Annotated in this window: 30 protein-coding genes; 28 read left to right on the forward strand and 2 right to left on the reverse strand. The window is 35.1% G+C overall.

All coding sequences use genetic code 11. The features are described from left to right. Positions 1 to 477 precede the first annotated feature (477 nt). The gene (locus JIN86_RS08555) at positions 478 to 912 is read left to right on the forward strand and encodes an SDR family NAD(P)-dependent oxidoreductase (RefSeq protein WP_370568676.1); all 435 of its coding nucleotides are present in this window, start codon (positions 478 to 480) and stop codon (positions 910 to 912) included. Between the two features lie 191 nt (positions 913 to 1,103). On the opposite strand, the gene JIN86_RS08560 is transcribed toward JIN86_RS08555, so the two are convergent. Next, complete coding sequence (locus tag JIN86_RS08560; protein WP_099805420.1) at positions 1,104 to 2,186, reverse strand: heparan-alpha-glucosaminide N-acetyltransferase domain-containing protein; 1,083 nt, start codon at positions 2,184 to 2,186, stop codon at positions 1,104 to 1,106. Positions 2,187 to 2,417: 231 nt separating this feature from the next. On the opposite strand from JIN86_RS08560, the gene JIN86_RS08565 reads away from it, so the two are divergent. From JIN86_RS08565 to JIN86_RS08585, 5 genes are all read left to right on the forward strand, one after another. Beyond that, the gene (locus JIN86_RS08565; RefSeq protein WP_255538244.1) at positions 2,418 to 3,083 is read left to right on the forward strand and encodes a helix-turn-helix transcriptional regulator; all 666 of its coding nucleotides are present in this window, start codon (positions 2,418 to 2,420) and stop codon (positions 3,081 to 3,083) included. A gap of 52 nt (positions 3,084 to 3,135) precedes the next feature. Continuing rightward, a complete protein-coding gene (locus JIN86_RS08570; RefSeq protein ID WP_202341694.1) occupies positions 3,136 to 4,494 on the forward strand; it encodes an MATE family efflux transporter in 1,359 nt (452 codons plus the stop codon). A gap of 314 nt (positions 4,495 to 4,808) precedes the next feature. Continuing rightward, positions 4,809 to 5,651, forward strand: a complete 843-nt coding sequence (xerA, locus tag JIN86_RS08575; protein WP_202341695.1) for a site-specific tyrosine recombinase/integron integrase — start codon at positions 4,809 to 4,811, stop codon at positions 5,649 to 5,651. Positions 5,652 to 5,846: 195 nt separating this feature from the next. Next, complete coding sequence (locus JIN86_RS08580; RefSeq protein ID WP_202341696.1) at positions 5,847 to 6,323, forward strand: NUDIX hydrolase; 477 nt, start codon at positions 5,847 to 5,849, stop codon at positions 6,321 to 6,323. An 18-nt stretch (positions 6,324 to 6,341) separates the two neighbouring features. Next, positions 6,342 to 6,752 (forward strand): hypothetical protein, encoded by a 411-nt coding sequence (locus tag JIN86_RS08585; RefSeq protein ID WP_202341697.1) that lies wholly within the window; start codon positions 6,342 to 6,344, stop codon positions 6,750 to 6,752. Between the two features lie 16 nt (positions 6,753 to 6,768). Here JIN86_RS08585 and JIN86_RS08590 read toward each other — a convergent pair whose 3' ends face one another. Beyond that, positions 6,769 to 7,068 (reverse strand): transposase, encoded by a 300-nt coding sequence (locus JIN86_RS08590; protein ID WP_202341698.1) that lies wholly within the window; start codon positions 7,066 to 7,068, stop codon positions 6,769 to 6,771. Positions 7,069 to 7,191: 123 nt separating this feature from the next. Between JIN86_RS08590 and JIN86_RS08595 the strand changes: the two genes are divergently transcribed. The 22 genes from JIN86_RS08595 to JIN86_RS08700 all read left to right on the forward strand — a co-directional run bounded on the left by JIN86_RS08595 (position 7,192) and on the right by JIN86_RS08700 (position 26,236). After that, entirely contained in the window at positions 7,192 to 7,662 is a 471-nt protein-coding gene (locus tag JIN86_RS08595; protein WP_202341699.1) for an NUDIX hydrolase, read from the forward strand. 356 nt (positions 7,663 to 8,018) lie between these two features. Then, positions 8,019 to 8,798, forward strand: coding sequence for a DUF7683 domain-containing protein (locus JIN86_RS08600; RefSeq protein WP_202341700.1), 780 nt, complete (start codon positions 8,019 to 8,021; stop codon positions 8,796 to 8,798). A gap of 351 nt (positions 8,799 to 9,149) precedes the next feature. After that, positions 9,150 to 9,728, forward strand: a complete 579-nt coding sequence (locus JIN86_RS08605; RefSeq protein ID WP_202341701.1) for a GNAT family N-acetyltransferase — start codon at positions 9,150 to 9,152, stop codon at positions 9,726 to 9,728. 229 nt (positions 9,729 to 9,957) lie between these two features. After that, positions 9,958 to 10,596 (forward strand): recombinase family protein, encoded by a 639-nt coding sequence (locus JIN86_RS08610; protein WP_237497199.1) that lies wholly within the window; start codon positions 9,958 to 9,960, stop codon positions 10,594 to 10,596. Between the two features lie 366 nt (positions 10,597 to 10,962). Continuing rightward, positions 10,963 to 11,850, forward strand: a complete 888-nt coding sequence (locus JIN86_RS08615; protein ID WP_202341702.1) for a hypothetical protein — start codon at positions 10,963 to 10,965, stop codon at positions 11,848 to 11,850. Between the two features lie 69 nt (positions 11,851 to 11,919). After that, complete coding sequence (locus JIN86_RS08620) at positions 11,920 to 12,708, forward strand: hypothetical protein (RefSeq protein WP_202341703.1); 789 nt, start codon at positions 11,920 to 11,922, stop codon at positions 12,706 to 12,708. A gap of 123 nt (positions 12,709 to 12,831) precedes the next feature. Further along, entirely contained in the window at positions 12,832 to 12,993 is a 162-nt protein-coding gene (locus JIN86_RS08625; RefSeq protein WP_004224145.1) for a hypothetical protein, read from the forward strand. A gap of 79 nt (positions 12,994 to 13,072) precedes the next feature. After that, positions 13,073 to 13,234, forward strand: a complete 162-nt coding sequence (locus tag JIN86_RS08630; RefSeq protein ID WP_202341704.1) for a hypothetical protein — start codon at positions 13,073 to 13,075, stop codon at positions 13,232 to 13,234. A 93-nt stretch (positions 13,235 to 13,327) separates the two neighbouring features. Further along, positions 13,328 to 13,531, forward strand: coding sequence for a hypothetical protein (locus tag JIN86_RS08635; RefSeq protein ID WP_004230914.1), 204 nt, complete (start codon positions 13,328 to 13,330; stop codon positions 13,529 to 13,531). A gap of 3 nt (positions 13,532 to 13,534) precedes the next feature. Then, the gene (locus JIN86_RS08640; protein WP_004230916.1) at positions 13,535 to 13,768 is read left to right on the forward strand and encodes a pilin; all 234 of its coding nucleotides are present in this window, start codon (positions 13,535 to 13,537) and stop codon (positions 13,766 to 13,768) included. Positions 13,769 to 13,811: 43 nt separating this feature from the next. Further along, the gene (locus tag JIN86_RS08645) at positions 13,812 to 14,789 is read left to right on the forward strand and encodes a hypothetical protein (protein ID WP_202341705.1); all 978 of its coding nucleotides are present in this window, start codon (positions 13,812 to 13,814) and stop codon (positions 14,787 to 14,789) included. Further along, positions 14,776 to 16,176, forward strand: a complete 1,401-nt coding sequence (locus JIN86_RS08650; protein WP_202341706.1) for a toprim domain-containing protein — start codon at positions 14,776 to 14,778, stop codon at positions 16,174 to 16,176. The genes JIN86_RS08645 and JIN86_RS08650 overlap by 14 nt, the downstream gene beginning before the upstream one ends. 20 nt (positions 16,177 to 16,196) lie before the next feature. Further along, complete coding sequence (locus JIN86_RS08655; protein ID WP_004230920.1) at positions 16,197 to 16,622, forward strand: hypothetical protein; 426 nt, start codon at positions 16,197 to 16,199, stop codon at positions 16,620 to 16,622. 59 nt (positions 16,623 to 16,681) lie between these two features. Then, positions 16,682 to 17,881, forward strand: coding sequence for a hypothetical protein (locus JIN86_RS08660; protein WP_202341707.1), 1,200 nt, complete (start codon positions 16,682 to 16,684; stop codon positions 17,879 to 17,881). Positions 17,882 to 17,972: 91 nt separating this feature from the next. After that, on the forward strand, positions 17,973 to 19,409 hold the full coding sequence (locus JIN86_RS08665; RefSeq protein WP_202341708.1) for a hypothetical protein: 1,437 nt from the start codon (positions 17,973 to 17,975) through the stop codon (positions 19,407 to 19,409). 200 nt (positions 19,410 to 19,609) lie between these two features. Beyond that, positions 19,610 to 21,832, forward strand: a complete 2,223-nt coding sequence (locus JIN86_RS08670; RefSeq protein WP_202341709.1) for a VirD4-like conjugal transfer protein, CD1115 family — start codon at positions 19,610 to 19,612, stop codon at positions 21,830 to 21,832. 1 nt (position 21,833) lies between these two features. Next, positions 21,834 to 22,541 (forward strand): flagellar assembly protein FlaJ, encoded by a 708-nt coding sequence (locus JIN86_RS08675; RefSeq protein WP_202341710.1) that lies wholly within the window; start codon positions 21,834 to 21,836, stop codon positions 22,539 to 22,541. A 35-nt stretch (positions 22,542 to 22,576) separates the two neighbouring features. After that, positions 22,577 to 22,816, forward strand: a complete 240-nt coding sequence (locus JIN86_RS08680) for a YdbC family protein (RefSeq protein ID WP_004230933.1) — start codon at positions 22,577 to 22,579, stop codon at positions 22,814 to 22,816. A gap of 3 nt (positions 22,817 to 22,819) precedes the next feature. After that, positions 22,820 to 23,956 (forward strand): ATPase, T2SS/T4P/T4SS family, encoded by a 1,137-nt coding sequence (locus JIN86_RS08685; RefSeq protein ID WP_202341711.1) that lies wholly within the window; start codon positions 22,820 to 22,822, stop codon positions 23,954 to 23,956. Continuing rightward, positions 23,953 to 24,693, forward strand: coding sequence for a type II secretion system F family protein (locus JIN86_RS08690; protein ID WP_202341712.1), 741 nt, complete (start codon positions 23,953 to 23,955; stop codon positions 24,691 to 24,693). Before JIN86_RS08685 ends, JIN86_RS08690 begins: the two co-directional genes overlap by 4 nt. A gap of 371 nt (positions 24,694 to 25,064) precedes the next feature. Continuing rightward, on the forward strand, positions 25,065 to 25,340 hold the full coding sequence (locus JIN86_RS08695; protein ID WP_004230939.1) for a hypothetical protein: 276 nt from the start codon (positions 25,065 to 25,067) through the stop codon (positions 25,338 to 25,340). Then, a complete protein-coding gene (locus tag JIN86_RS08700) occupies positions 25,337 to 26,236 on the forward strand; it encodes a zeta toxin family protein (protein ID WP_202341713.1) in 900 nt (299 codons plus the stop codon). Before JIN86_RS08695 ends, JIN86_RS08700 begins: the two co-directional genes overlap by 4 nt. The last annotated feature ends 9 nt before the right edge of the window (positions 26,237 to 26,245 follow it).

The following is a 26,245-nucleotide window of genomic DNA, read 5'->3' on the forward strand; positions in this document are numbered from 1 at the left end:
TATATATTAAGAATTAGTTAAAAATAATTGAGTTGCGTATGCAGCTCTTTTTTTCTTATTGAACTAACCAGGTGCTTTAGTTCAAAAACGATCTTCAACAATCGGGCACTTTTCTGAAATTAGGAAATCGTCTTTCTTCATGAAAAGGGCCATATTGTTGAATAAAAGACATTGAATATGGTAACCTTTGTCTAGTGAAAGTATTTTTTCTATAGATTGATTTTGCTAAGTGTTTAATTAAAAAGGAAATAATCAAAATGAGTAAATCTTTAATAGTAATTGTTGGTGCAGGACCCGGGGTAAGTGCTGGCATTGCAAGAAAATTTGGTAGTAATGACTTTAAAGTAATTCTCCTTGCAAGAAGGAGGGAATATTAGACTTACAAATCGCCGAACTTCAGAATGAAAACATAGAGGCATATGGAAAATCACTGCTGATGTATCAGATTCAAATTCATTTATAGCTGCATTTAATCAAATAAAATCAGACTATGGAGTACCAGACGTTTTAATTTATAATGCAGGTGCGAATACTATAAACAACCCTTCAATTTTGGATCAACAAGATTTATTGAACGATTTTAATGTGAACGTAGCAGGTGCTTTAACTAGTTCCCAACAAGTCATACCAGAAATGATTGAACGCCAAAAAGGAACAATCCTTTTCACTGGTGGAATGCTTGCATTAAATCCTGTTGCATCAAGAGCTTCTGCAGCAATAAGCAAAGCAGGATTACGCAAACTAACTTTTACACTTGCAGATGAATTGTCACCTCATGGCATTACTGTCGGTACTGTAACCATAGGTGGTGTAGTAAAACCAGGAACATTTTTTGATCCAAATCGGATTGCTGAAGCATATTGGGTACTTTTTACTAAACACGATAAAAAGGAAATCCTATATAAACAATAAATGTTTATAAAAACAATAAATGTTTATAATTCTTTACAGTTCCATTATTGGGCGCTATTTTAAAAATAGCGCCCGTTTCACAATGATGCACATTTTTGATAACTCTTGTGTCAATGTTTTCTTAACTTGCGACATCTCAGCTTTTGTTTATATGGTGACATATGTTGTACTAACAGCAACTATGAAAATATTCAATTAACCAAGTTTTCCTTTCGCTTTTTATAATATTTCGCTAGAAAGTCACTGGCTGCGCAAATGATTAGAAATAAGATAATCGTCGTCAAGAGACCTAAATTATTCATTCCGAAAACTGCAATAAGTAGAGCTATCAATACCCAGTGGATGATGTACATAGAATTTACGTTCTTACTCCATTGTACTAACGTATCGGTGACAACTTTTGGGAACGCCTTGGATGTGTAAAACAAGATGGAAATCCAAACAATAATAAAAGATGTATAAAGAAAATTATTGTACAATGTGTGGTGAGCGTACGAAACTTCACTCATAAGTCCTGTGTCTATTTTAAAAATAAATGTCAAAAAGGCTAGCAACATAAATACTGTGCTTGATAATAGAAGACTTTTTTTGTAGAAGATTTTTTTTGATTGTGCATTTTTGAGCAGAATTCCAAAGCAATAACCTGTCATTGGATAAAAAATCCACGTGATTAATGGAAATGAAGCCCATTCCCACGAGCCCCAGAATAAACCGGTGACCGCACCGATATAATCATTTTTTGTCTGGAAGGAAAGCATAATATAATTTGTGCTCGCTAATAATACAGTAAGTGTTAAAATTGGATAGATTCCTATTCCTGATTTTTTAACTAGTCCTACACAGATGATCGCGAGTCCCGCAAACTGAAGTATATCAATGGTAAGAAGGCTCTTGATTATGAAACCAGTTTGGTTCACCCATTCACCTGACAGTAGCGAAGGAAAGAAAATAATTACGGTTCTTAAGATGTTTAATACATATCCCAGCGCAAAAATCCTCAAGCCTCTGTCGATAGATTTTTTCAGGCTGTTATTACGCGAGTATACTGCCCCCGTTCCCAATAAAAACATAAACACAGGCGCCGCAGGGAGCGTACCCAGTAGCTCAATAATCCCACCTGCATTTGAATGAATGATTGCATTTACTGATAAGCTACTTTGTATATGCACTGCAATCATACACATAATCGCGATCCCTTTGGCAATATCCAATTCAAGTTGACGTTTTGGTAAGCGTAATAATTCTTCGTTGTTTACTTGATATTCTTTATTCATTTCTTTACTCCGATCTGATTTGGGCAAATCACAGCTACTTCATTGCATTGATAAGTACGGAATGAAGTGACACTGAATTTTTGCCTTTACGTTTTATCCAGCCTATAAACGTAACTATAGCAGGGTAAATAGGACATATAATGTCTTATTTGAAATAATTCATATTTTTTTATTTAGTCATATGAAGTTGTCTTCTTGAGATCGGTTGAGTAAGTAATACTTACTACTATATTGGAGGGGAATATCATTCGAAATCGTCAATTTGAAATCGTGCTCTATTTGCTGAAAGTGAAAAAAGCAACCCATAAAGAGTTAGCACGTACCTTTGAGGTAAGCCTTAAAACCATTCAAAGAGATATTGATAAATTATCTATGATGGGAATACCAGTAACTTGCAAACAGGGAAATCAAGGTGGGATATATATAGAGGAAAACTTTAAGTTATCAAAAAGTTTTTTGACAAAGGAAGATCTGCAAACGATTACCTTTGCGTTATCTATGTATGATAGTATTTCAACAAAAAAACATAAGGATAGTGTGTTGAAGAAGTTGTCTCTTATTTCACCTGATTTGATTCACCTTTACGAGAACGATGCAGAAAATTATTTAGTAGTAGATCTTGTGGAAGAGAAAATTGATATGACAGAAGGCATATATAAGAAAATAAATCACTGTCTGGATGAAGAGCAGCTTCTCGATATTTCAGTAAATGATGAACAGCTCGTTGTTGCGCCTATTAGTTACGTGCTGCGGCCTGAAGGTTTATATTTATATGCTTTTGAGAAAGAATATCTATTGATTAAAATCTCAACAATTAGTCAAGCGGACATCACAGATGTGGAGTTTGAAAGAACCTTTATCCCTTATAAAGATAATAAAAAGATAGCACTCAAATAAGACATTATATGACTTGTTTTGAGTGCTATTATGATTTTAGGGGGGATAAAACATGAAAGATAATATATATGAAAGTCAATCAGTAAATAAATTAATTATGACATTCTCACTTCCGGCAATATTCTCGTTAATAATAGAAACGATGACTTCGGTCGTGGATACATCCTTTGCGGGACATTTAGGTAGTCAAAGTGAAAATGCTTTGACTGCAATGGGATTACTATCACCACTCTTGGCTGTGTTTGTTGCACTTCAAACACTTTTTGCTATTTCTACTGCCATTATGATTTCCAAATATTTGGGTCGGAATGATATGTTGAAATTGAACAACTATTTTAAGAGCGGCTTTATCATGACGCTCGTTGTCAGTATAATTACGTCACTGCTTGTCTACTTATTTATGGACCCAATATTAACAATGTTTGGTGCTGAAGCGGAAGTATATACTCTTGCACAGGATTATTTGAAAATCATTATTATCAGTAATATATTCAGTGCCGCTGGTTACACGCTTACAAGTACTATCCGGGCATTTGGAAATCCAAAAGCTGAAGCCGTGATTATTGTTCTTTCTGTGATCATTAACATTGTATGTAATGCTATTCTCACATTCGGCTTTCAATTAGGCATGGTGGGTATTGCACTAGGAACTCTGATTAGTGAAGTTGTGTGTGCTTTCCTATCAGTTATGTACCTTGTGAAGAATAAAAACTGGTTTACATCGAATCGATTTTCATTTAAAGAGTTCGTTTATATGTCATATAAGATGTTTAAAATCGGATTTGCCCAAACGACTATTCAATTGCTGGCAGGAGTCACTGCATTTATCGTGAATTATCAGTTACTCACTGTAGGGGGCAATGCCCATATCGCGATGTGGAATATTGCCAATAAAATGTACATGCTTATGTTAATACCAATCATCGGCATCACACAAGCTGTTCAAACAATTATTGCTTATTTCAATGGAAAAGGCGACGAAGTGAAAAAGCTTATGGTTGTGAAGAAAACAGTGCAATATTGCTTCTTTTACGGTATCGGGATAACGGCAATTGTATTCTTGGCCGGAAAGTACATCCTCATTATATTTACAGGAGATCAAGCAATTATTGAATCGGTTATGTCCATTATCAAGGTTATTTTCATCACTTTCCCTATGCTTGGAATTACTTATACAATCATGACGTTACTGCAAGTTACAGAAAGTGAAATGAAAGCAGTAATCATTGGGATAACGAGACAAGTCGTTTCAGTCATTCCATTAGTCGTAGTATTGCCGTATATTTTTGAGAAATATGATGTTTTCTCCATTAGTCCGTCCTTTTCAATCTTCTTTGCAATTCCGCTGGCAGATATATTGACTCTGGCTATTGCTTTACTATTCTTTAGGAAAGCTAAAAAAACCACATGATAGCGGGAATTAAAATATACAGTTTTTTCTTCTGTTGCAGTGATAGTTAGCTCTACCCAGTTATAATACCTTTAGAAGAATAGAAGCTGAATTTTTCAAACGATATTATGCTTGCTTTAGTAAAGTTTGCGGAAAAGATAGTATGCTGTAAACGGGCGCTTTCCTGGAAACAAGGAAAGTGCCTTTTAGATTAATTAGAGTTCAAAACTATCACTATTTTTTAGGTTGTTGAATATCCTTGTATGAAAAAACCTTTCATTGAACATAATAGAATTTAGAATTAATAGATTTATAGGTGGGAGAGTGAAAGACACATGTTATTATCCGAAGCATGGAAAAGGTATCAACAGGATAAAAAAATCGAGGGATATTCATCGCTTACATTAAAAACATATTGTTCTCAATACAAACTATTATTACGATTTTTTGGTGATATTGATATGAACGAATTTAATACAGATAGATTAAAAGAATATTTAATACGATCAGGAGGCCACTTAAAGCCTTCCAGTTTAGGACATAGGATTCGTTGTGTTAAATCATTATTTAGGTGGTCACATGAAGAAGGTTATACTCTAAAAAATCCTGCAGCTAAATTAAAAGAGCCGAAATTAGGTAAAAGGATTCCTAAATTTCTCTCAGAATTAGAGATAGAACATCTAAGGGAAGCATGTCAAACAACGATGGAGAAAGCCCTATTTGAGTTTATGTATTCAACCGGCTGCCGTATTGGTGAAGTTGTAAAATTAAATCGAGAAGATATCGACTTTCAATCGAATTCAGTAATTGTACAAGGGAAAGGTGATAAAGAAAGGGAGGTGTACTTTAATACCCGTTGTTCTATTTGGTTAAAAAGGTATTTAGATGAACGAGAGGATAAGGAACCTTGTTTGTTTATTACGGACAGACGGCCAAAAAGGCGAATGAGCATTGATAATTTAAGGTATATTATCAAGCGCATATCAAATCGTGCTAGTATAAAAAAGAGTATACATCCGCATCAGTTACGACACAGCTATGCAACGCATATGATTAATAACGGTGCGCCAATTGATGTCATTCAAAGTTTACTGGGTCATGAAAAGAGTGAGACTACAAAGATATATGCTCAGCTAAGCGGAAAGCTAAGACAGGATTTATACAGTAAATACTTTTAAACAACTTTCATTCAATTAAGACACTCATGTAGAAATGGGTGTTTTTTTATTATAGGGCCATATTTTTGAGGTTTTCGTACACTTCCAGGAAACATTTACCACAAAGTTTCGTTCTCTATATTGAGATTATGAATAATTGTATTTAAAGCAAAAAGGAAAGTTAAGGGTTATAGAAAAACACTACGAGGTGAGTAAATGAGTGGAGATTATGGTGAAGTTCCAATAAAGTGTACAGGTGTCGCAATTGTTCTTTTAAAAAAGATCGAAAACGAGTATAAAGTACTGTTATTGAAAAGGTCTACATCTGTATTAAATAATGTTTGGTGTTATATTGGCGGAGGTATCGAGGAAGGAGAAATGGCTTGGGAGTCTGCTGTAAGAGAGGTCAAAGAAGAAACAGGTATTACAAAGATTTTATTATATACTACTAATAAATTTGATCAAATATATTCACCAAAAGAAAATTATATTTATGTTGCACCTGTATTTGTTGGATATGTTGAAGAACAACAAGAAGTCACATTAAATTACGAACACAGCGAATATAAATGGTTATCGTTTAAAGAGGCAATTGCCACGGTTTCATTACCTGGAAATGATGAAGTCCTAATGTCTATTGAAAAACATTTTGTCATGAGAAATCCTTCCGAATATTTGCGTATTGAAAACTAATATTGGAGGTTTATGAACTTGAAAAGAATAATATCCATTATTTTTCTTTTTGCAACAATGTTTTTAGTTGCCTGTTATAGTGAAGAAGAAAGGGAATTAACAAGAGTAGATTTTCAAAAGTTAAGTAAAGAAGGAAATTACGAAGAAGTTTTAATGATAACAGATAATGAATCAATTGATTTATTAAAGAAAACAATCGAAAACATTAAATGGGAAGATACAGGGGTTAACATGGCTAGAAATCCAGATGTAAAAGCTACATTTTTTTACACTGATGGTAATAAGCCTGAAAGATTGAGGGAATTAGGAATTTGGTACAATGAAAATACTGGTACAGGAACAATTGGTAGCATTGATGAATACAACAGTCACGGAGAACTAAATAAAGATAATGCAAATACCTTAAAAAATATATTCTTATTTGAATAAGCTTCACTTTTCTTGTTCAACTAACGGGTGCTTTTCCGTAATAAGGAAGGTAGTGACCCCTTAAAGTTAGAGTTTTTATTATGCAGCTAATTGGCTTCATAAAGTTTAATACATCTATTTTAAAATGAACAGAATAAAACTGCTTCGTTTTCTTAACTAATAAGCCGTTACGTCCAAACTCTTTATAAGCACGTACCCATCTCCTTAATGGAGAATCACCTATACTATACTTCTTCGCTATCGCTCGATATCCTATAGAACCACTTAAATATTCTTGAACCACCATCAATTTAAATTCTTCACTATATTTAGTCATAAAAATCACCCCAAAAGTTAGTTTTTCACTCTAACTTTTGGGGTGCAGTACCGAACAGCGCTCGTTTTCATTAAAGGGCCATTTAATGGAGTATAATTAATTAGCATTCAGGGAGGTTAATGAGTGAATTATATATCTGATTTAAGAAAACTGATTGGTAGTCGTCCTATTATAAGTGTTGGGGCAACTATACTTGTGATAAATGATAAAAATGAAATACTTCTACAACATCGTTCTGATACATTGGATTGGGGATTACCGGGTGGCTCTATGGAATTAGGAGAGACTTTAGAGGAAGTTGCTTCTCGTGAGTTAAAAGAAGAAACAGGACTTAAAGCTAATGGCTTTGAATTAATTGGTATATTTTCTGGTCCAGAATATTTTTTCCGTTATCCAAATGGGGATGAAACATATAGTGTAATCAGTCTATATCGAGCCATAAAAGTAAGTGGCAAGCTTGAGATGAATGATGGAGAGAGTATTAATCTCGAGTACTTTGGTAAGAATAATCTACCAGAGAATCTTGAAAAAAGAGCGAAAGCCCTAATGAATGCTTTAGGTAAGGTTACCTGGGAATTAGATTCTTCCTTTTAGAAAAAACAGTACTATACTGATATTTCGTCGTTTATGGTTATTCCATGAATTGAGCGCATTTCAAATAAGAAATGCGTCTATTTGCATTCGAGGGTGAGTTAGCTGAACTGATTTGTCTTTAAGGCATTAACGTGGCTTTAGAAAAATAACTGAGTGCCATTTTATATTCAGTAATCGGGAGCATTTCTTTAATAAAGAGATGCGTATTTTTAATTAAAGGGCCAGATTGTTGAGCAACTCTGTTAAAGAAAAGCGAAATCTATGCTAAATTTTAGAAGAGATTGTGAAATTCTGTACTTAAAGTAACCGAGCGTTTAGTGTGAGAAGCATAGAGTAAGAAATAATGGGGGGGTAAAATGGCATATCAAATAAATTTTCAATGGAGAATAACTAAATACAATCCTGCTTTTAGAGATGATAATGGACACTACACATTAAAAGAAGAGTGGACTTGTCCTTCTGAAATTGGAAAAATAATAGACGGAAAAGAGTTCACTTTAGATGAGTATTTCAGGGTTGAATCTGCATATTTAAATACCGTATCAACATTTTTAAAAGAATCCGGACTAAATAAATTGAGAGTTTTACAATTATCTAAATTTGATATTTCACCTGAAGAAAAGTCTATGGCGTTGTATGAAAAAGCATTTGATGAACTAGATCTACAGGAAGATTTAGAAGTAAATCCAAACGAAATACGAACAATTTGTAAAATGATTTTAAGGAACTTTGGTTGGTGTCAATTGTATTCAAAAGGGAACTTTTTTGTGAACTTCGGTTGGGATTATTACATGTATATCGGTTCAAGTGTAAAATGTGCGTCATCTATTTCCTTTGCGAAGGCTAATGGACTTTTTGTTGAGGATGCTAGGTCACCCTATTGTCTCACTGAAGAAGAAATAATTAGAAGAATCGAGTGGAAAGAAAAGAATGATGAGGATAAATTAATTGTAGGAGAGGAAGAACTTATTGGTATCCCTTTAAATGAATATCGTAAACTATTTAATTTATCAGAAGAACATCCAGTAATTGGCTCATTTTCACTCACTAACAAAAAAGCAGCTTCCATTCAAAAGTTTATGAAACATCAAATGGACTTCTCTAAATATGAATATGTATTATGGGGTGGTAACTAATTATATAACTACCATGTAAGAACCGTATTTTCTTACGTTCTTTGTAGTGAAACATGGCTTCATGGAAGGCGAAACCAGCTAATAGAGGCTGATCGATATTCAATTAAAGGGCGCAATTCTGTAGCAAGAATTGTGCTTTTTCCTTTTTTGGGGGGGTATTATAGTGTATGGAATCTGTCATTTATCAGTGTATATTTTGGAAAAATCTGATAAAATTTAAATAATTATAATTAGAAGGAGGCGGTATATTATGAAAATCGCGAACATATTTAACGGGGTGAATCTATTTTAAGGGATGAACGTATAAATCCCCTATAAACTACGTGGTCCCTAAAATCCGGAGGGAAAAAAGTGATTATTAGAGACTATAGAGTTAATGACGAGACTGGTTGGGTAAGATGCCGAACACTTGCGTTTTTACAGACTGCCTATTTTGATAATGTACTAAATAAGAAAGAACGTTATGAAAATCCAGCAATCGAGCTAGTCGCAGAGTTGGACGGTCAAATTGTTGGGCTTATTGATGTAGAATATGAAACAGAAGAACGAACAGTTTGCTCCAGAGGAGAAGGGTTAGGAGGGATGATTTGGCATATCGCTGTTCATCCGGATTTCTCCCGACGAGGAATAGGACAACAATTACTCTATGCTGCTGAAACTAAAGCAATAAGAATGAAATTAAATCGATTTGAGGCTTGGACAAGAGATGATTTATGGGTTCAAAACTGGTATGAAAAAATGAATTTTAATATCGTTGATTCTTATTATCACGTTTATTTTGAGGGAAATGAAATGAATCATCGAATTCAAAGTAACATGCCCAATTTATACTTAGTTAACGCTTTTACTCATTACGTTGGGAAAGATATTCACCAATTTACAAATAATAAACGTATTCACCAATGTGTTTGTTTTGAAAAATCATTTTAATCATTACTAAGTTAAAAATGACATATTTATCAATAATACTATTAATCGGGCGCTTTTCCGGAGTAACGATAAAAGCCCAATTTCTCAATTTTAATGCGAGAAATTGGGCTTATTTATGTTTACTTATAGTGCAAAATAACGCTTAAAATAAGCGCAAATTACCTCCAAAAGTGACACAATGTATCAGAGTGTTCATTATAAGTTGTTCAATTAAAGGAGTCGATACATAATGATTTTTGGTTACGCAAGGGTTAGTTCTGTTGATCAAAATTTAGATCGCCAGCTGAAAGAGCTTGAAGCTTTCGGATGTGAGAAAATTTACAGTGAAAAAAAGTCAGGGAAAGATTTTGCTCGTTCTGTTTATCGTGAAATGAGATCGAAAATGCGGTTTGGTGATGTGTTGGTCGTTCATGATTTAAGTCGGTTCGGGCGGAACAAACAAGAAATCCTTAATGAATGGAAGCAAATAATAGAAGATGAAATTGATATTGTTGTTTTAAATATGCCGATCCTTGATACACGAAAATATAAAGAATTAGCAGGTGTTGGCCAGCTGGTATCCGATCTCGTTTTGACACTTCTTTCGTGGATGGTTGAAGAAGAACGGAATCGAATTAAAACAGCACAGTCAGAAGGTATCGCTATTGCAAAAGAGCGCGGAGCTTTTAAAGGAAAGCCTAAAAAATATCATGCTGAAGCAAAGGGAAAGGATCGCCTTATCTATAATGTAGTGGTCCAATTATTAAAGCAAAATGAATCAGTAATGATATTCATCGAGAAACAGGTCTTGCTAGAAATACTATTTATTCAATTAAAAAGCAATTGGAATTGGATTAGTAAACCATCTCAACAACAATTATACAGTTGATAAAAGTAGTTCTTGCTAGGTACATACACAGTATTAAAGTATCGCGGTAGCCAAGGGCAAGCGATACTTCGTACAAACCGCGTACAAACCGCGTACAAACCGCGTACAAACCGCGTACAAACCGCGTACAAACCGCGTACAAACCGCGTACAAACCGCGTACAAACCGCGTACAAACCGCGTACAAACCGCGTACAAATTGCGTACTTTTTTTCGGAAAATCTGTGCTAAAGTATTAGTATCAGAAGATTATGTCCTGAAGAAAGAAAAACTTTTGACAGGATACATAAAGGGTCTTTCCTATTTATAGGAGAGATCCTTTTCGCTTTTGAGATATTAATATTTTTGATAGGAGGGAAAAGAGAAAATGGAAGAACGTTCAAAGCAACAAATCTATGGGTATGAACTTGAGCCAGTGGACATTTCAGATATGTTGTCTTTTGTAGAAAGTAGGCAGGAAGTACACGGCAATAAACCAAAAGTTACTTTGAGCATGTACGGAGATGATGGAAAATGGCATGTTGACGCAGCTGTACGCTACAAAGGTCGTGAAGGAAAGGATGAGTTTCAACCTTTCTTATTAAAATCCTATAAACAACTGTGGCGTGCGGAAAAATATGCGAAGAAAATTGCTGAAGAACATGGCTTTTCATATGAAGGACTTAATCCTTCATTAACTAATTCAGATATGTTCTTACAATATCAAAAACGAAAGCATGTAAAGGATACATTCACAAAAGACATGCAAAATGAAATTGAACAACATGGTACTGAATTAATGAAGGTTGTCGAAACACAGGCAGTTGGTGATGAAAATGACCAATCTTTCTTAACTAAGAAAGAGGTGGAACATTTAATAAGTGAGCAATTTAATCGTATTGAAATAGGTATCGAACAAATGCTCAATTCTGTGGATCAACAATCAAAGAAGAAGACATTCGCTGACTATCGTGATGAAATGAAAAATCTTCTAAAGGAATGTCGCCAGCATTTCAAAGATTCTATTATTGAACGTACATTAACATCCAAACAAAAAATGGATGACAAGGTAATTGGGCTACGGAATGGTGTTCGCGATAGTATTTCCGAAGTAAAAGATTCAGCTAAATCAAAGTTGATGCAGAGCATTCTTTATATGAACGAACGCTTAAAGGACTTTACAACTGTTATCGATCAAAAGTTGTACGAGCATGAGCCAGTACAACTTGATCGAAAGCAAAACAAAGCTATGGCTGCACAAGCTCATGAACGATAGGGATTCCCCAAATTTGGGGAGTCCTTTCTATTTTTAAAAACTAAGATACTAAAAAAGGATGGGATTATAGTGAAAATGACAAAAAACCTTAAACGTAAAGTGATGGCTGTGCCATTCGCTGCTGTGGCATCTATGATGCTAATGACATCAGCATTTGCTGCCGAAACAGAAACAAAACCAGTTAACCAGGTAGAACCAATTGTAGAAGTAGCACCAGTAAAAACAACAACTCAGCAAAAACTACAATCAAACAATGATAGTGAGCGTCGACAAGCATTAGAAGAAACGTTTAACGTGAAGCTTTCTGACACAGATATTTGGGCAGATAAAGCAGGTGAGTATACTTATGATATGTATGGAAATAAGCATGAGTATACACCACACGAAGCACTTAAAGCATTAAATGTTTATGCAACAAATGCAAATCGCCAAGAGTTAATTCAATACGGCATTCGAGAAAATGACTGGCAACCATATCGTGCATTTGAAGCTGAAAAAACACCAGCGTACTTTGAACTTGTCGATGGTAAATACGAGTACAATAAAATTTTCTGGGGAAATTTAATTGAACATGATCTTACAAATTTTAAAACAAAATTGGCCGATAACTGGAATGACCTTGAAAAGCGCGCTGTAATTGAGGCTGAAATGAAAGCCTACATTAAAAAGCAGGCTGCTATTTTTAATGAAGCTCCTGGAATCGTTCCTTACGTAATTGGACTTAATCACACTGTAACTTTGGCGAAAGAAAATGGTGTTGCTGAAGTAGCTAAAGATTACTTTGACAGTAAATATAATCATCCTGATGTTATGGCAAAAGGTATCTTTAAAGATGGTTCTAATCCATTTAAAAAATAATGTGTTTGATAGTTTATTAATGTTCGACAGGCAGCTTGGGGCTGGAACTAAATATTAATGCATTCAAGAGAGGGGGGCGTTGGCCACTCTTTTTTTATTGCCCTTGAAGGGAGGTGGAGAATTTTGAATAACTACAAAGCAGAGATCACTCTAGCTATTATCGTTTTAGTTTTATTTGGTGGGATGGTAGCCTTTGCTACTGGTGTAGTCGATCCTTTAATGGCGAAAATCGGTGCTGGATGGACGAAAATGGTAGACAACGTATTTGGCGGAATTGGCGTTTAAAAAGACAGCCTTTTAGAAGAGAGCGTGAGAGACTCTTCTTTTTTTATTGCTCTAATTCAATTGAAGGGGGGGATAGGAATTGAATAACTATAAAGCAGAGATCACATTAGCCATCATCGTTTTAGTTTTATTCGGTGGAATGGTAGGCTTTGCCACTGGCGTAATCGATCCTTTAATGGAGAAAATCGGTGCTGGATGGACGAAAATGGTAGACAACGTATTTGGTGGAATTGGCGTATGATAAAGGCTTTATTTAGCCATGTAGGGGCAGGCAGTCATGAGCAGAAGATAACAATCTTCTGCTTTTTTATTTTATCGAAAGGAGAATTACAAATTGACACCATCAGAAAGAAAACGACAAAGCAAAGTAAAGCCAGAAGGTTTTGCTGAAACTGAGGCCTTAGTAAAGGAAATATTTGAGGCACAGGGACAGTCTTATTTTGATTGGCTACATCAGCAACATCAAGCTCTAATTCTTGAATTTAGCTTAGAAAATAAAGGAATGATAGCTTCTCTAGCTAAGGAAAAGGAGGTATAAAGCATGGATAATGCCATTACGCTGATTAATGAGATTGCAAATGATGTACAAAAGTTTGCTCCTGCAGTAGCTGGTTTGGTTTTAATTATTATTGGTCTTGTTTGGATGTTTGCAAAAGATCCTCAAAAGAAAGAAAGTGCGCAGTCTTGGATGATGAACGTATTTATCGGATTCGCCATTGTTTATCTAGCTGCATCTTTCGTTGCTTGGATGACAGGAAAAGTATCTGGATTCTGATCTAATATTTTACTGAGGGAAAGCAAGGGAAGGAGAAAACAATGTGTTACGAAAATTATTGATTCGTTTCAAGGATGACGGTGATTACTTTCGAGAAATTGATGAAGAACGGAATTATTTTTTTACCGAAGCAGAAGGAATTATTGATAGGATTCGTGACAGAATTGCAAAAGAAAAAAGGGCAGCCTCTACCAAGTCTTTTGAGTTTTGGATTGATGGCCAATGTTTAGTTATCAGCCAAGTTCATTTTGACAAAAAAGATAGCCTCCAAAAACAGCTTGAGCATACAATTCTAACATTTGATAGTTGGGAAGAAGATATACGACATAAGTATGTCAACACCCTAAAGGAGTATGTTGAGGAGGAAAAGCAGCTGTTTATTAATAAAGAGTTTGCGACATTTGCGATTCGCTTTGATCAACTATTCGGTGTTTCTGCTTTTGAACCGTTCCCTATTTATTTAGATGGTTCACAACTAAATCAAGTATATGGGACCATGCAACCACTTGTTAGAACAGGCTTTTATGCAGAACTTGAGCAAATGATGGCAGCTATAAAAACTGCTTTAGAAAAGTTAGTCCTCGATGCTCAAAAGACTTTGCAAGGTGAGCAAACAGACTTTCTTCAACAGCAGAAACTGTTAGAGGAGAAGGTAAATTTGATATTGCAAGAGGATACAGCTTTCAAACAATTTTCTCAATATGCTGGTGCAAGTTTTCAGTCTGTAGGAAAACATCGTATTGAGGCTTTATGTCCCAATTTCAAACTATATCAGGCTGTTCAGCTGATCCTTTTTTCAACTTTTGTAGAACAATATAGTTTTGCTGAAGCTTACGAAATTCATTTAACACTGGTTACGGCTTTAAAAGAAAAATATGATGCTATTTTATCGCAAGGCTTCTCGCTTGCTAATGATGAAATGATTGAATCTCTTGTTTTAAGTCCAATTTTACAACAATTTAAGTTGGATATTGAAAAGCAATTACAGAGAGATGAGGTGAAGGAGGATGAGCCACAATAAATTACTTTATCAAGATATAAATGAGATGTTGGCCGAATTAAATGCAAAGGATCGAGGCAGATATTTCATTTGTACGTGTCCAGAGTGCCAGCAACAGGAAGCGTTTATTTATAAAAACAATATGAATTTCATTCAATGCAATCGAGAAAATAGTTGTGGTGAGCGTTTTATTTTATCCTACGAAGAAAAAGAGGCTGAAATCTCTTACTCTACTGATCAAGATAAAAGAAAGGGACTTAGCGTTAAGGAGTCTAAGCAGCTGGCCGACTTTACAAAATTAATGAATCATGTCCTACAAAATATCGAAAGTGACACCTTAGACAAGGGTTATCGAGGACTTTCACGTGCAACTACTTCCCCGTTCATTGCTGATTTTTCTAATCCAGAAGGCGTGAAATTTATGTTTGAATATGCGAATGGATTATTACCGAAGAATTATGCGGATAATCATTGGATGTGTCAAAGAAACCTTGTCTTTCCGTTATTTAGTGAGGATGGTCGTATAGATCGAATTTTGTTACGTTCATCCATTAATCCAAATATTGAGCCTAAAGAAATACAACTAGTTGTGAATCCCTCAAATGAAGCGAGGGATTTTTTTGCTGATATTCCTGAAGAGGCAAAAACCGTTGTTATTGGTGAAGCTATTTTGGACAGTTTATCATTTCGTGAAATCGATAAAACGCTTGGAATTATGGCATTAACAGGTTCTCGGAAATACCGAACTCTCTGCAACTATATAAAAGAAAATCCAGAAAAATTTAAGAATAAGCGATTTCTTATTGCTATGGACGATGATGTTGCTGGTTATAAAGCTTCCAAAGAAATCGCTAGTTGTCTGGAAGAAATACATGCTGATTATCAAATTTTTATATACCCTGAAACGTGTAAAGATGGAAATGACTTTTTAGTAAAGGAAAAGGAAAAATTTCAGCGATATGTTCAGTTTTTTGATAAGAAATTTGAGTCAAACAGCAGAAATTATATTGATATTAAAAAGTCCATGCAACATGTAGTAATATGCAATTCGAGAATGGATGCTTTATCGTTCCGAAGTGTTGATGCAGAATGTGGCGTATTAGTTTTACAGGGAGAGGACAATGTTGATTTTAAAGAAGCTATCCAGAAACTAATGTTAAACAGGGATTTACAGCATAAAACATTTATTCTAGCTATGCCACATACAGCTGAAGGTCAGAACAAAACACATGAGTTGATTGGATTTTTTGAGAAAATGAATTTAGAGTACAAAGTTTTTGAATATCCTGATGATGCCTTATCGCCAATAAAATTTTCTCTGGATGATCATAAGTCTTTTGAGAAATGTGTTAATCAACAACTTTTCAAAAAAGAAAATCAAATGCGGAAACTTCAATATGAACGATAAGACACAAGGAAGGAGATATTATGACGACTTTTTTGAAATGGTTTGTACCACTACTAGCGTTCGTAGCTTTTATAGGGTTTATTGCCTACGGGGCATCAGTTCAGAATATAACGACACGTACAATGGCCGAAACTGAAGTGGTTTTGGAAACTGCTCATGTAGGAGCCATTCGAACAGGCTTAAATGAGCAGGGACGATCAGAGAAGGACGCTTTGTATATAGACAAAAAGGAATTAGTAGAAAATTTGTTGACTGAAATTGCAGCAACTCAAAAAAATCTTACCTACAAGCTCCAAGTAAATTATGCATTTGTAGATGCAGGAGGTAAAGTAACATCCATTGATAAAGATATTCGCGGTATCCAATATCGTATTCGATATATTGATGAAAAGGGTAAAGTGAAGGGTACTGCTGAACGACACTTAACACTGAATGAATTAGAGTAGGTACTCACCAAATTTGGTGAGTGCCTTTTACTTTAAGGGGAGGGTGGTGAAGCACAGGCATGTCAAATCTAAAAGGTGCAATTTTGGCGATGGCACTATGGGTTGGTGTAGTGTTTCCTTTCTTATTAAGTTTTGGAATCGACTCTTTGCAACAGCGTGCTTATCTCAGTACAACAGAAAAAATAGCAGAGCTTCTTAAACAAGAAGGTGGCGTTTCCGAACAAGTACAACAGGTAGCGAATAATTTAAAGGGCAAAGGCTACATAGTGACTTTTTCTAAACCTAGTTTAGTTCAGTTTGGAGAAGAAATTGTTATTAATTATCAATATGAGTATCAAAATGTACGTGGTAAACAAAAGTTAGCTACACAAAATAAAGTGGTAATAGACAAACGTATAGTCGCAGGTGGCGGTAATCCTACCACGCCAAAGGAACCTCAAACATATTCTGTGACAACGCCTGAATCGTTAAATGCCAATGGTGAATTTACGTTTAACATACCAGGATTAAAAAATATACTAAATGTAACTTCAAATACTGGAAATGTTGAAATTGTGCGTGTTAACGGTGAAGAAGTAACAGCGAGAGTTTCTAATGGAGCCATCTCAAAGAAAGTTCAAACAGGTGGAGCATTTATTCCAGCTGATACGAAATTTGTTCGAGTTACAGAAAAACGAAGTAGTCCTAGAGTAGCGAAATACTTGAATTATAACCAAGATGGGTATGTAGGTAAGTTACAATACGTTGGATATTCAGGAACAGCACCAAGTAAACAAGTAACAGGTGATAATTTGTGTATACATTTGGTAGATGGAAGCTCTTCATTTTATGTTTATAAAGATGGAGATTGGACTCGTACTAGCGGAACAACAGGTTGTAGTAACACTGTTTTCAAGTACAAAGAAACAGATTCAAATGGTGTAACTTGGGTAGGTGATTTAATTGATTATGTGGATACCTTCTTCGATGAACCTAAGTATGTTTATAGAGCTGGGGAATCATCACTAGAATTATTAAACGGTGTCGAATATCCAAATAAACCTGATCTTAATACCATTGTCCCTAATCCTAAAAATGGAGATACCCTTGAAATTTTAGCTACTAAGGGTATTCGTAAATTTACTGGTATAGCTTATGACAATTCTAAAGGTAATCCAAGTTGGGATTACGAAGGATACGTCACAAGATCAGAATCAGATACACGTACTTACGCCAACTACTATCAATATCAACTACAATTTGAGTATATAAGTAATTGAGGACGATAAAACTTTCTACCTTTAAGTGCTAGAACCGAAAGGTTTAGCAGAGTGGTGAGTCATTTCACAAGAAGGGAGTGAGAGATTTCATATGTCTAACCTAAAAGGTGCTATTCTGGCCACAGCGTTGTTTGCAGCTGTGGTTTTTCCTTTTCTTCTCATGATGTCTATCGATGCTTTCCATCAACATGCCTTTTTGAAGATGACAGAAGAGGTTACAGAGCTTGTCAAAGAAGAAGGCGGTGTGTCTGAACATGTTTCACAAGTAGTTCAAAGATTAAAGAAAAAGGATTTAACAGTGACTTTCTCTAAGCCAGGGCTTGTTAAGTTTGGAGAAGAAATTGTTATTGGGTATGAATACAACTATCAAAATGTGCGTGGTAAGAAAACGCTAGATGGTCAAGATAAAATCGTGATTATGAAACGTTCCACAGGTAAAAATGGTGGTAATTCTAATGAACCTAATCTGCCAACTGAGATTGCAAAGTCATACTCTACAAAAACACCTGAGTCATTGCAGCCAGATAAAGAGTACACATTTACGGTACCAGGATTAAAAAATCTGCTGGGTGTATCTGTAGATATGGGGAAAGTAGAAGTTGTACATGTTGAAGGGGAGAAAGTGACCGTTAAAGTATCAGGTGGAAAAGTAGTAAAAAAAGTACAAACAGGAGGAACAAATACGCTGGCAGATGAAAAATATGTGACAGGCGAGGACTCAGCTGCGTATAACCAAAATGGTTATACAGGCACCCTAGAACGCTATCTTTATAGTGGGAAACTTATGCCAGCTGATAGTAAGGTGATCACGACAACTAAAACATCCTTATTTACTAGCGTTTTCCCAGGTTCTATAGATTATGGATCGGACGGGTATAGAGGTAATTTGTTGAAGAGTGGAGATCCAGTTAAAACGATTTTTAGTGGCGAATACACACCTTCAGATACAAAATGGATAGAGGGTGCTACAGCTGAAGAATACAATGAAAATGGTTATACAGGCAAGCTTGAAAAGTATCTTGTAAGTGGAACGTATACTCCAAGCGATACTAAGTATGTTCAAGACCAAAATTCAGCCAATTATCATCAAGATGGTTACTTTGGATATTTAGAACGTTATCAAGTTGAAGAATTCACTACTATAAGCGAGGTTTATCCTAACTTGGGGACGGGTGGTTGTTCTCATTTTTATTATATAAATGGACAATCTTTAACTTTAGTAGATCGCACGATTGATGGGGATACTACAACTTGCTTTTACAGTGGATATATTTTGGTAGATAAGTATAAAGGAATGGTCACAAAGCCTGCAGTTGATACACGCGTATATGCTTATAAGGGAACAGTAACAAAACCAGCTACAGATACACGTATTTATGAGTACGTCCAAAATTACACTGGTACAGTTACAAGACCTGAAATGGATACACGTATTTATAAGTACCGAGGAACAGTGGTAAGACCAGCCTCTGATACGCGTACTTATGAAGATTATTACCAGTATGAATTGAATTTCCAATACAAATAAGGTGAGATATATGAAAAAATTTCTCAAAAAGTCAATTTGGTTTTTGTTTTTTGTATTTGTAGCTGCTATAGCTTATATAAATACGGACTATGGGAATATTGCCCCTCAAAGAGAGCAACAAGAAATCAAACACGTTCAGATGTAACTACTACATCCAGAGCGTGTTTTTTGTTGGAATTTGAAAGAAAGGAGTAATGTCTATGAATGAAACAAAATATTTACAACGTTTAGCACAACCTAAAGGACTTCTTGTTTTCTCTATAGTTTTTTGGTCACTCATGTTTTTTGTTTCGAATTTTGTGCTTGCATTCCTTCAATCTATACTGGCATCGTTCCATCAATTCCAGGCAGATCCCAAGAGTGTATATTTTTCGATTGATTGGCGAAGCTTTTTAGAATTTCAGTCAACTTGGATTCCGTTTTATATAGGGTTTGCAATTCTAAGCACGATAGGATTTGTGAAATTTATCTATAAAATTCGCTTGAATTTTGTGGATTTGAATAAAGGGCAGCACGGCACTAGTGAATTTGAACAGGTGCGTGAATTAAAAAAGCAATACAAAATTATACCTGCTGCAGAAAAAGAATATGACGGTGATGGTGGCGTCATTATTTCAGCTTTACAGGAAAAAGGGCGTCCGTACCGTCTATTAATCGATGAAGGACCCATTCATACGATGGTTATTGGGATTACGAGATCAGGTAAAGGGGAAACTTTTGTATTTCCTCAGATAGATGTACTGAGTCGAGCCAAAAGTAAGCCCTCCTTAGTTGTCAACGATCCAAAAGGGGAACTTGCAGCTGCTAGTTATGACACGCTAATTGCTCGTGGTTACGAAGTGCATGTATTTAATTTAATACAACAATACATGGGAATGGGATTTAATCCATTACAAGTAGTTATCGATGCGTGGAAATCAGGAAATACGAGTTTAGCGCAACAGTATGCGAATAGCGTAGGGTTTATGCTATACAATGATCCATCAGCAAAAGATAAGTTTTGGTCCAACTTAGCTCAATCTTTGGTGACGGCAATCATTTTAGCTTTGACTGAGGATGCGTTACTAACTGGTAAAGAAGATACGATTAACTTATATTCGGTAGCTAATTTCCTTTCTACACTTGGAAGTGATAATGACGAGGGGACAGGTGAAAACGCATTAGATTTATTCTTCCGAGCCAGAGATGAAGTCAATCCTGCCAGAATGATGTATGCAACAAGTAACTTTGCTGCTGGTAATACACGTGCAGGAATTTTCTCATCAGCGATGGATAAATTGCAAATTTTCACATTAGAACCCAATGCAAAACTTACAAGTTACAACAGTTTAGATTTAACAGAAATTGGATTTGGCGACAAGCCAATTGCGATTTTTATGGTAACGCCTGACTATGATAAATCGAACCACGTTTTGGCCAGTATTTTTGTGAGTCAATTATACCGAGTAAATGCTGAGAAGGCTACTATGAGTCCTAGTGGCAAAATGAAACGCCATGTACATGCTTTACTTGATGAATTTGGGAATATGCCAGTAGTGGATGGTATGGACGGTATGGTTACTGTAGGGGCTGGCCGAGGGTTTAGGTTCCATTTAATTATACAAGCTTATTCTCAAATGAAATCCCTATATGGTGATGACGCAGATACAATCATTGGTAACTGCTCTAACCAAATATATATTTTAACGAAAGATAAAGCGACAGCAGAACAGTTCTCCGCGCTCATTGGTACAAAAACAATTACAGATGTGAGTCGTAGTGGGAAATTACTGTCTACAGATAAGTCGCATAGTGAATCCGTGAAAGAACGTGCATTACTGATGCCAGATGAATTAATGCAGTTAAAAGAAGGGGAATCTGTAGTCGTTCGTGCTAATAAGCGTCAAGATAATGAGCGTAGAAAAATTGTGCCTAAGCCTATTTTTAATACGGGCGTTACAGCTGCTAAGTTCCGTTGGGAGTATCTAGCAGAGGACTTTGATAATAGTAAGTCCATATTATCTCTACCCATTATGTCCACTAAGTATCACAATTTAAAGATGTCTGAAATGGTCTTCACTTCAAAAAGTGAAAGAGACCTTTTTGTTTGTATGTCTTCAGCGATGAGTACAGCAGAGTTTTCTAATTTGACAAGTACCTTGTATCAACTATTACAATCAACGGATGATTATTTAGATGAAATCCCTACCTGGTCATTTTTACAGCTCTTTAGTTATCTTACTTACGAATCAACGATTGAATCACTACCTATTGAACGTAGAATTTTCAAGGATTTAAAAAAATACTTACCAGATAAAGTTTTGAGGGAATGGACAGATATTCTGCGAGAACAACGCGAAAAAACGATGCAAAAAAACATGTCTTCATCTCAAGATGAAAAGATAACAACTATTCAAAAATTGATTATGGAAGGGAGTCAATAAGATGTTTAACGAGTTGTTAAAGGAACGGTTGCTTGACGCTCATTTGGAGTTTTTCGGAAAAGATAAAAAGAAATTTCTAATCCATCGTATTTTATACGCTGTGGTTGTAACCATGCTGTATACAATGATTATTATGGTGATTAAAAAACCAATATTGTTAATTGGTTTACCAGCTGGCTTTTATCTAGGATGGAAATTTGCTTATATAAAATTGCTGGCAACCAAGAAAAATATTGATGTAAAAAATTCCTTTTTATTTCCGCAATTTTTGCAGAGCTTCATAGCATTACTACCGAGTTCAGGAAATGTCTATCAAACATTGAAAGTAGCGTTGAAATATACGCCTGATCCATTGGATAAAGAATTGATCAAACTTATTCGGAAAATCGAGAATGGAAATGATCGAAATGCCTATTTAGAATTTGCGGATTATATAGGTTCTAGTGAGGCTTACATGGTTATGAATATGATTTACCAATTTAGTGAACAAGGTGTAGAAAAGGAATCTATACAAGAATTAGAGCGATATATCCAAAACCTTCAGGAAAATAAGGTTGATGAATTGATACAACATAAGATGAATGCGAGCGATAAATTTGGTTTATTTCCAATTCTAATATCGCTTTTTTTAGTGGGTGGATTTGCTGGTGTCATTTTCTTGCACTACATGACAAATGTGACAGATGCATTAAATACCATGCCTAAATAGATTTTAAACAATATGACAAAGGAGGATGGTGGTGAATGTCTAAGGAAACGTTTGAAATTATTGAAAATGTTGCCCTTTTGCGAACTGCTGATACGGGATGGACAAGGGAATTGTCAAAAGTAAGTTGGTATCATAAACCAACTACGATTGATATACGTTGGTGGTCTCCTCAAAAAGAAAAAGCGGGAAAAGGCGTATCACTTACGATGGAAGAAGCCCAACTATTGTTGGAAGGATTACAAAAATGTTTGTCTATTGAACAAATGGAGGTATAAAAAATGAACGTAATGAGCGATCAGGAACGTCTAGAAAAAAGAATTAATGAAATATTGGAGCAAAGTTTTTTAGGGCCTTATTTGAAACAATTAACTATCACAGATATTAGATTTAATGGTACACAATTGAGGATACAAGATAATGAGAAAGGCCGTTATTTTCCGCCAGACCAGCCAAGTAAAGAAGAAGTCCAAAAGCTAGTGAAACAAATATCTGATATTCAAAAAGGAAACTTTTCGCACGCTGAGCCACAATTGGATACAGAAATCGGTATTCTACGAATCAGTGGTACACATCAACGTATTAGTATTGACGGTGTTAATCTTGCCATTCGTGTTTCTCGCCCTCATTTAGCGATTAGTTCAATAGCTGCTTTAGTCACGGGTGATTATGAACCTCTAGAGCAATTGTTTAAAGTATTAATGCTAGCAGAAAGTAATCTTATTATTTGTGGACGAACAGGTTCAGGAAAAACAGAATTTCAAAAATTGTTAGTTGGATATACAGCTGAAGATGCAAACATTGTATTAATTGAAGATACAAGGGATAGTCATATAAAAACATTATATCCTGAAAAGGATATTACAAGTTGGAAAACGATACCAGGTGTGTTTGAAATGAGCGATGGTGTGAAAGCAGCACTTCGAAATAATCCAGATTGGACCATTATCGCTGAAACCCGAGGTGCGGTATCTGCGGATGTACTTGATAGTGCGAAAACCGATCATGCTATTATCACTACTTTACACGCTAAAGGTGCAATGAATATTCCATCTCGTTTGATTCCGATGATTCGACAATCCCCTGCTTATGCGATTATTGATGATCAGTTAATTGGGAATGAAATCGTAGAATTTTTGCGTTGGGGTTGCTATTTACAAGGGACAAGGACCAAAGAAGGGAAAACTGTTCGAAGAATCAAAGAATTGGCCGAGTATACGGAGTTTACTTCTAAAGGAACAGTAGGGAATTATGTGTATAGAGAAGTGAAAGTAAGGGACCAAGAGACAGGTAAATATCGTATTGAACAACGCTATCAACCTTTATCAGAAAAGACATTGGCAGAACTAGAAGATAAAGAATTAATTCATTTAGTTCCAGACGAATTTTTGCCAAAAGGAGGCAGTAAACAGTCATGAAACAATTATTAAAAGAAGCTCGTGTGTTGTTCTATGGCTGGGAAATCGCGTTTTATTTACTAATATGGTTCTTGGCCAACTATCAGTTTTTCTATCTCATTTCAAAAGAGCGCACCATTAGTATTATTGTTGGCTGCATAGGTGCTCTCTTTTTCTTTTTTGTCTTTACGGTACAAAATCGTCAATTAAAAAAGTATCAAATGCATTTAAGTGAGTTATTGAAGTATGTCACAAACATGATTTTCTTTCTACAAACGGGTGAAAATGTTCTTCATGCATTCAAGGAAACGAAAGAAACTGTCCATCCAGACATACAAAAAGCAATTGAAATCAGTATTCAACAGTTAGAAAAAGAGGCTCAATTAAATACAAAACAGTTTGAAAAGTATGATTTTCCAACCTTAGATCAGTTTCATCAAAATTTAAAGATTCAATATGAGCATGGCGGTAATCCAGGTGACTTATTTAGCCAAATACATAAAAACATGATATTTGAGCTAAAGAAACGTGATGAATTATACCGTAAACGTAGAGGTTTCGCGATGGCTGTGTACATGTTGCTAGGCATGGTAATGGGGATCTCATTAATGCTGCGTTTTATCGTTGGGGAACTATGGGACACGTTTTTAAACGTTGGCTATGCTGGTCTAGGCGTGTTACTAATAACACAGGTGTTTGCCCTTTTGAACCTATACTTCTTACAGAAAAGAAGTATGGATATTTCAATTCGTTACTAGTTTATTCATTACTAAAGGATTCGCCAAAAATGGCGAATCCTATTGAGATATTGAGGTGACAAAATGAGTGTTTTGGAAAAAAGCTCTTTAGTAATTTTTAATTTGATAATAAACGTTGGACATGCAGGATTATTGTATTTAAGTTTGAGTTATTATTTGCATGGAGCAAAGACTACAGCTATTACTGGTTTTTTGTTTTTGTTATGTTTGGTTATTTTCCAATGTCTTCAGATTGTTAAATTTGTAGAGCAATGTAAATACAGAAAGGAAGGTTATTTTTGATTGTTTCTATAAGTTCTTAGTTTTGTTGTAATTAGCAACACTTTAGGTTATAATAATACTATCAAGTAAAGGGTGAGGGGTGTAAAACGATGGAGAAATCTTTAAATTACGAACAAACTTTCAAAATTGAAGTATTAAACGAATTTTCTAATGGTGTCTATGCACGATTACTAAATTTTATCTTGAAAAATGGTGTTGATAAAAACGATAGTAATAACTTTTATGTTAGTCTGTTACAACAGTTCTCAGAAATGCTTAATGTAGACTTATTTAAAATGTCAAATGTTGAATTAGATAATGTTAAGTCTTATTGGGAGAATATGAACGATTACATTAAAGGAATCACAAAGGAAAAATCAGCATGAATAAGTTTGATCTCGCTTATTTTTCAGAAGATGAGTTCCAGGAACGTTTGCAATTTACCATAGATAGATTAAGTAAAAAAAAGAAGCCTTTTCAAAAGCCAGTTGCTTATCTTTTAGGGGGACAAGCAGGTGCAGGGAAAACTACATTACATGCTATTATAAAGGATAAATTGAACAACGATGTTATAACCATCGATAATGATACCTTTAAACAAATGCATCCTAATTTTGATTTACTGGTTGAAAAATACGGTAAAGATTATGTGGCACATGTTACGCCCTTTTCTAACAAAATGACTGAAGCCTTGATTGAACATTTTAGTAGCCAGGGTTTCAATTTAACTATTGAAGGCACTTTACGAACAATTGAAACGCCTATGCAGACTGCTACATCTTTAAAAGAAAAAGGCTATGAAGTCAACCTTTATGCAATGGCAGTATCAAAAGATTTGTCTTATCTAGGTACAATAGAGAGATATGAATCAATGTATTTAATCGATCCACAAACAGCAAGATCAACTGATAAGGTTATCCATGACACAATAGTTTCAAATTTGCCTGATAACCTCGATATGCTTTTTAATAGTGGTTACTTCGCTGAAATTAGTCTTTTCACAAGAGAAGGAACCAAAGTATATTCTAGTGTTGATACGCCTTCAATTAGTCCAAAACAGATTATTTATGAAGCTTTAAATCAAGAAATACCCAAAGATGTGTTGATTAATAAAATTGATCATATTATCCATTTGACTAAACACAACAATCATCAAGTGCCAGATTTGTTAAATTGGCGAAAAGAACTGATACGACAATCTATTTCTCCTTTCCAAGACAATGAGAAGAAACAAGACAAAGTATTTAATAAAGTAAATAAAAATAAGGTTTTTGAACGTTAAGGAAGCGAT

The sequence above is a fragment of the Lysinibacillus sp. HST-98 genome, assembly GCF_016757845.1.
Lineage (GTDB): Bacteria > Bacillota > Bacilli > Bacillales_A > Planococcaceae > Lysinibacillus > Lysinibacillus capsici.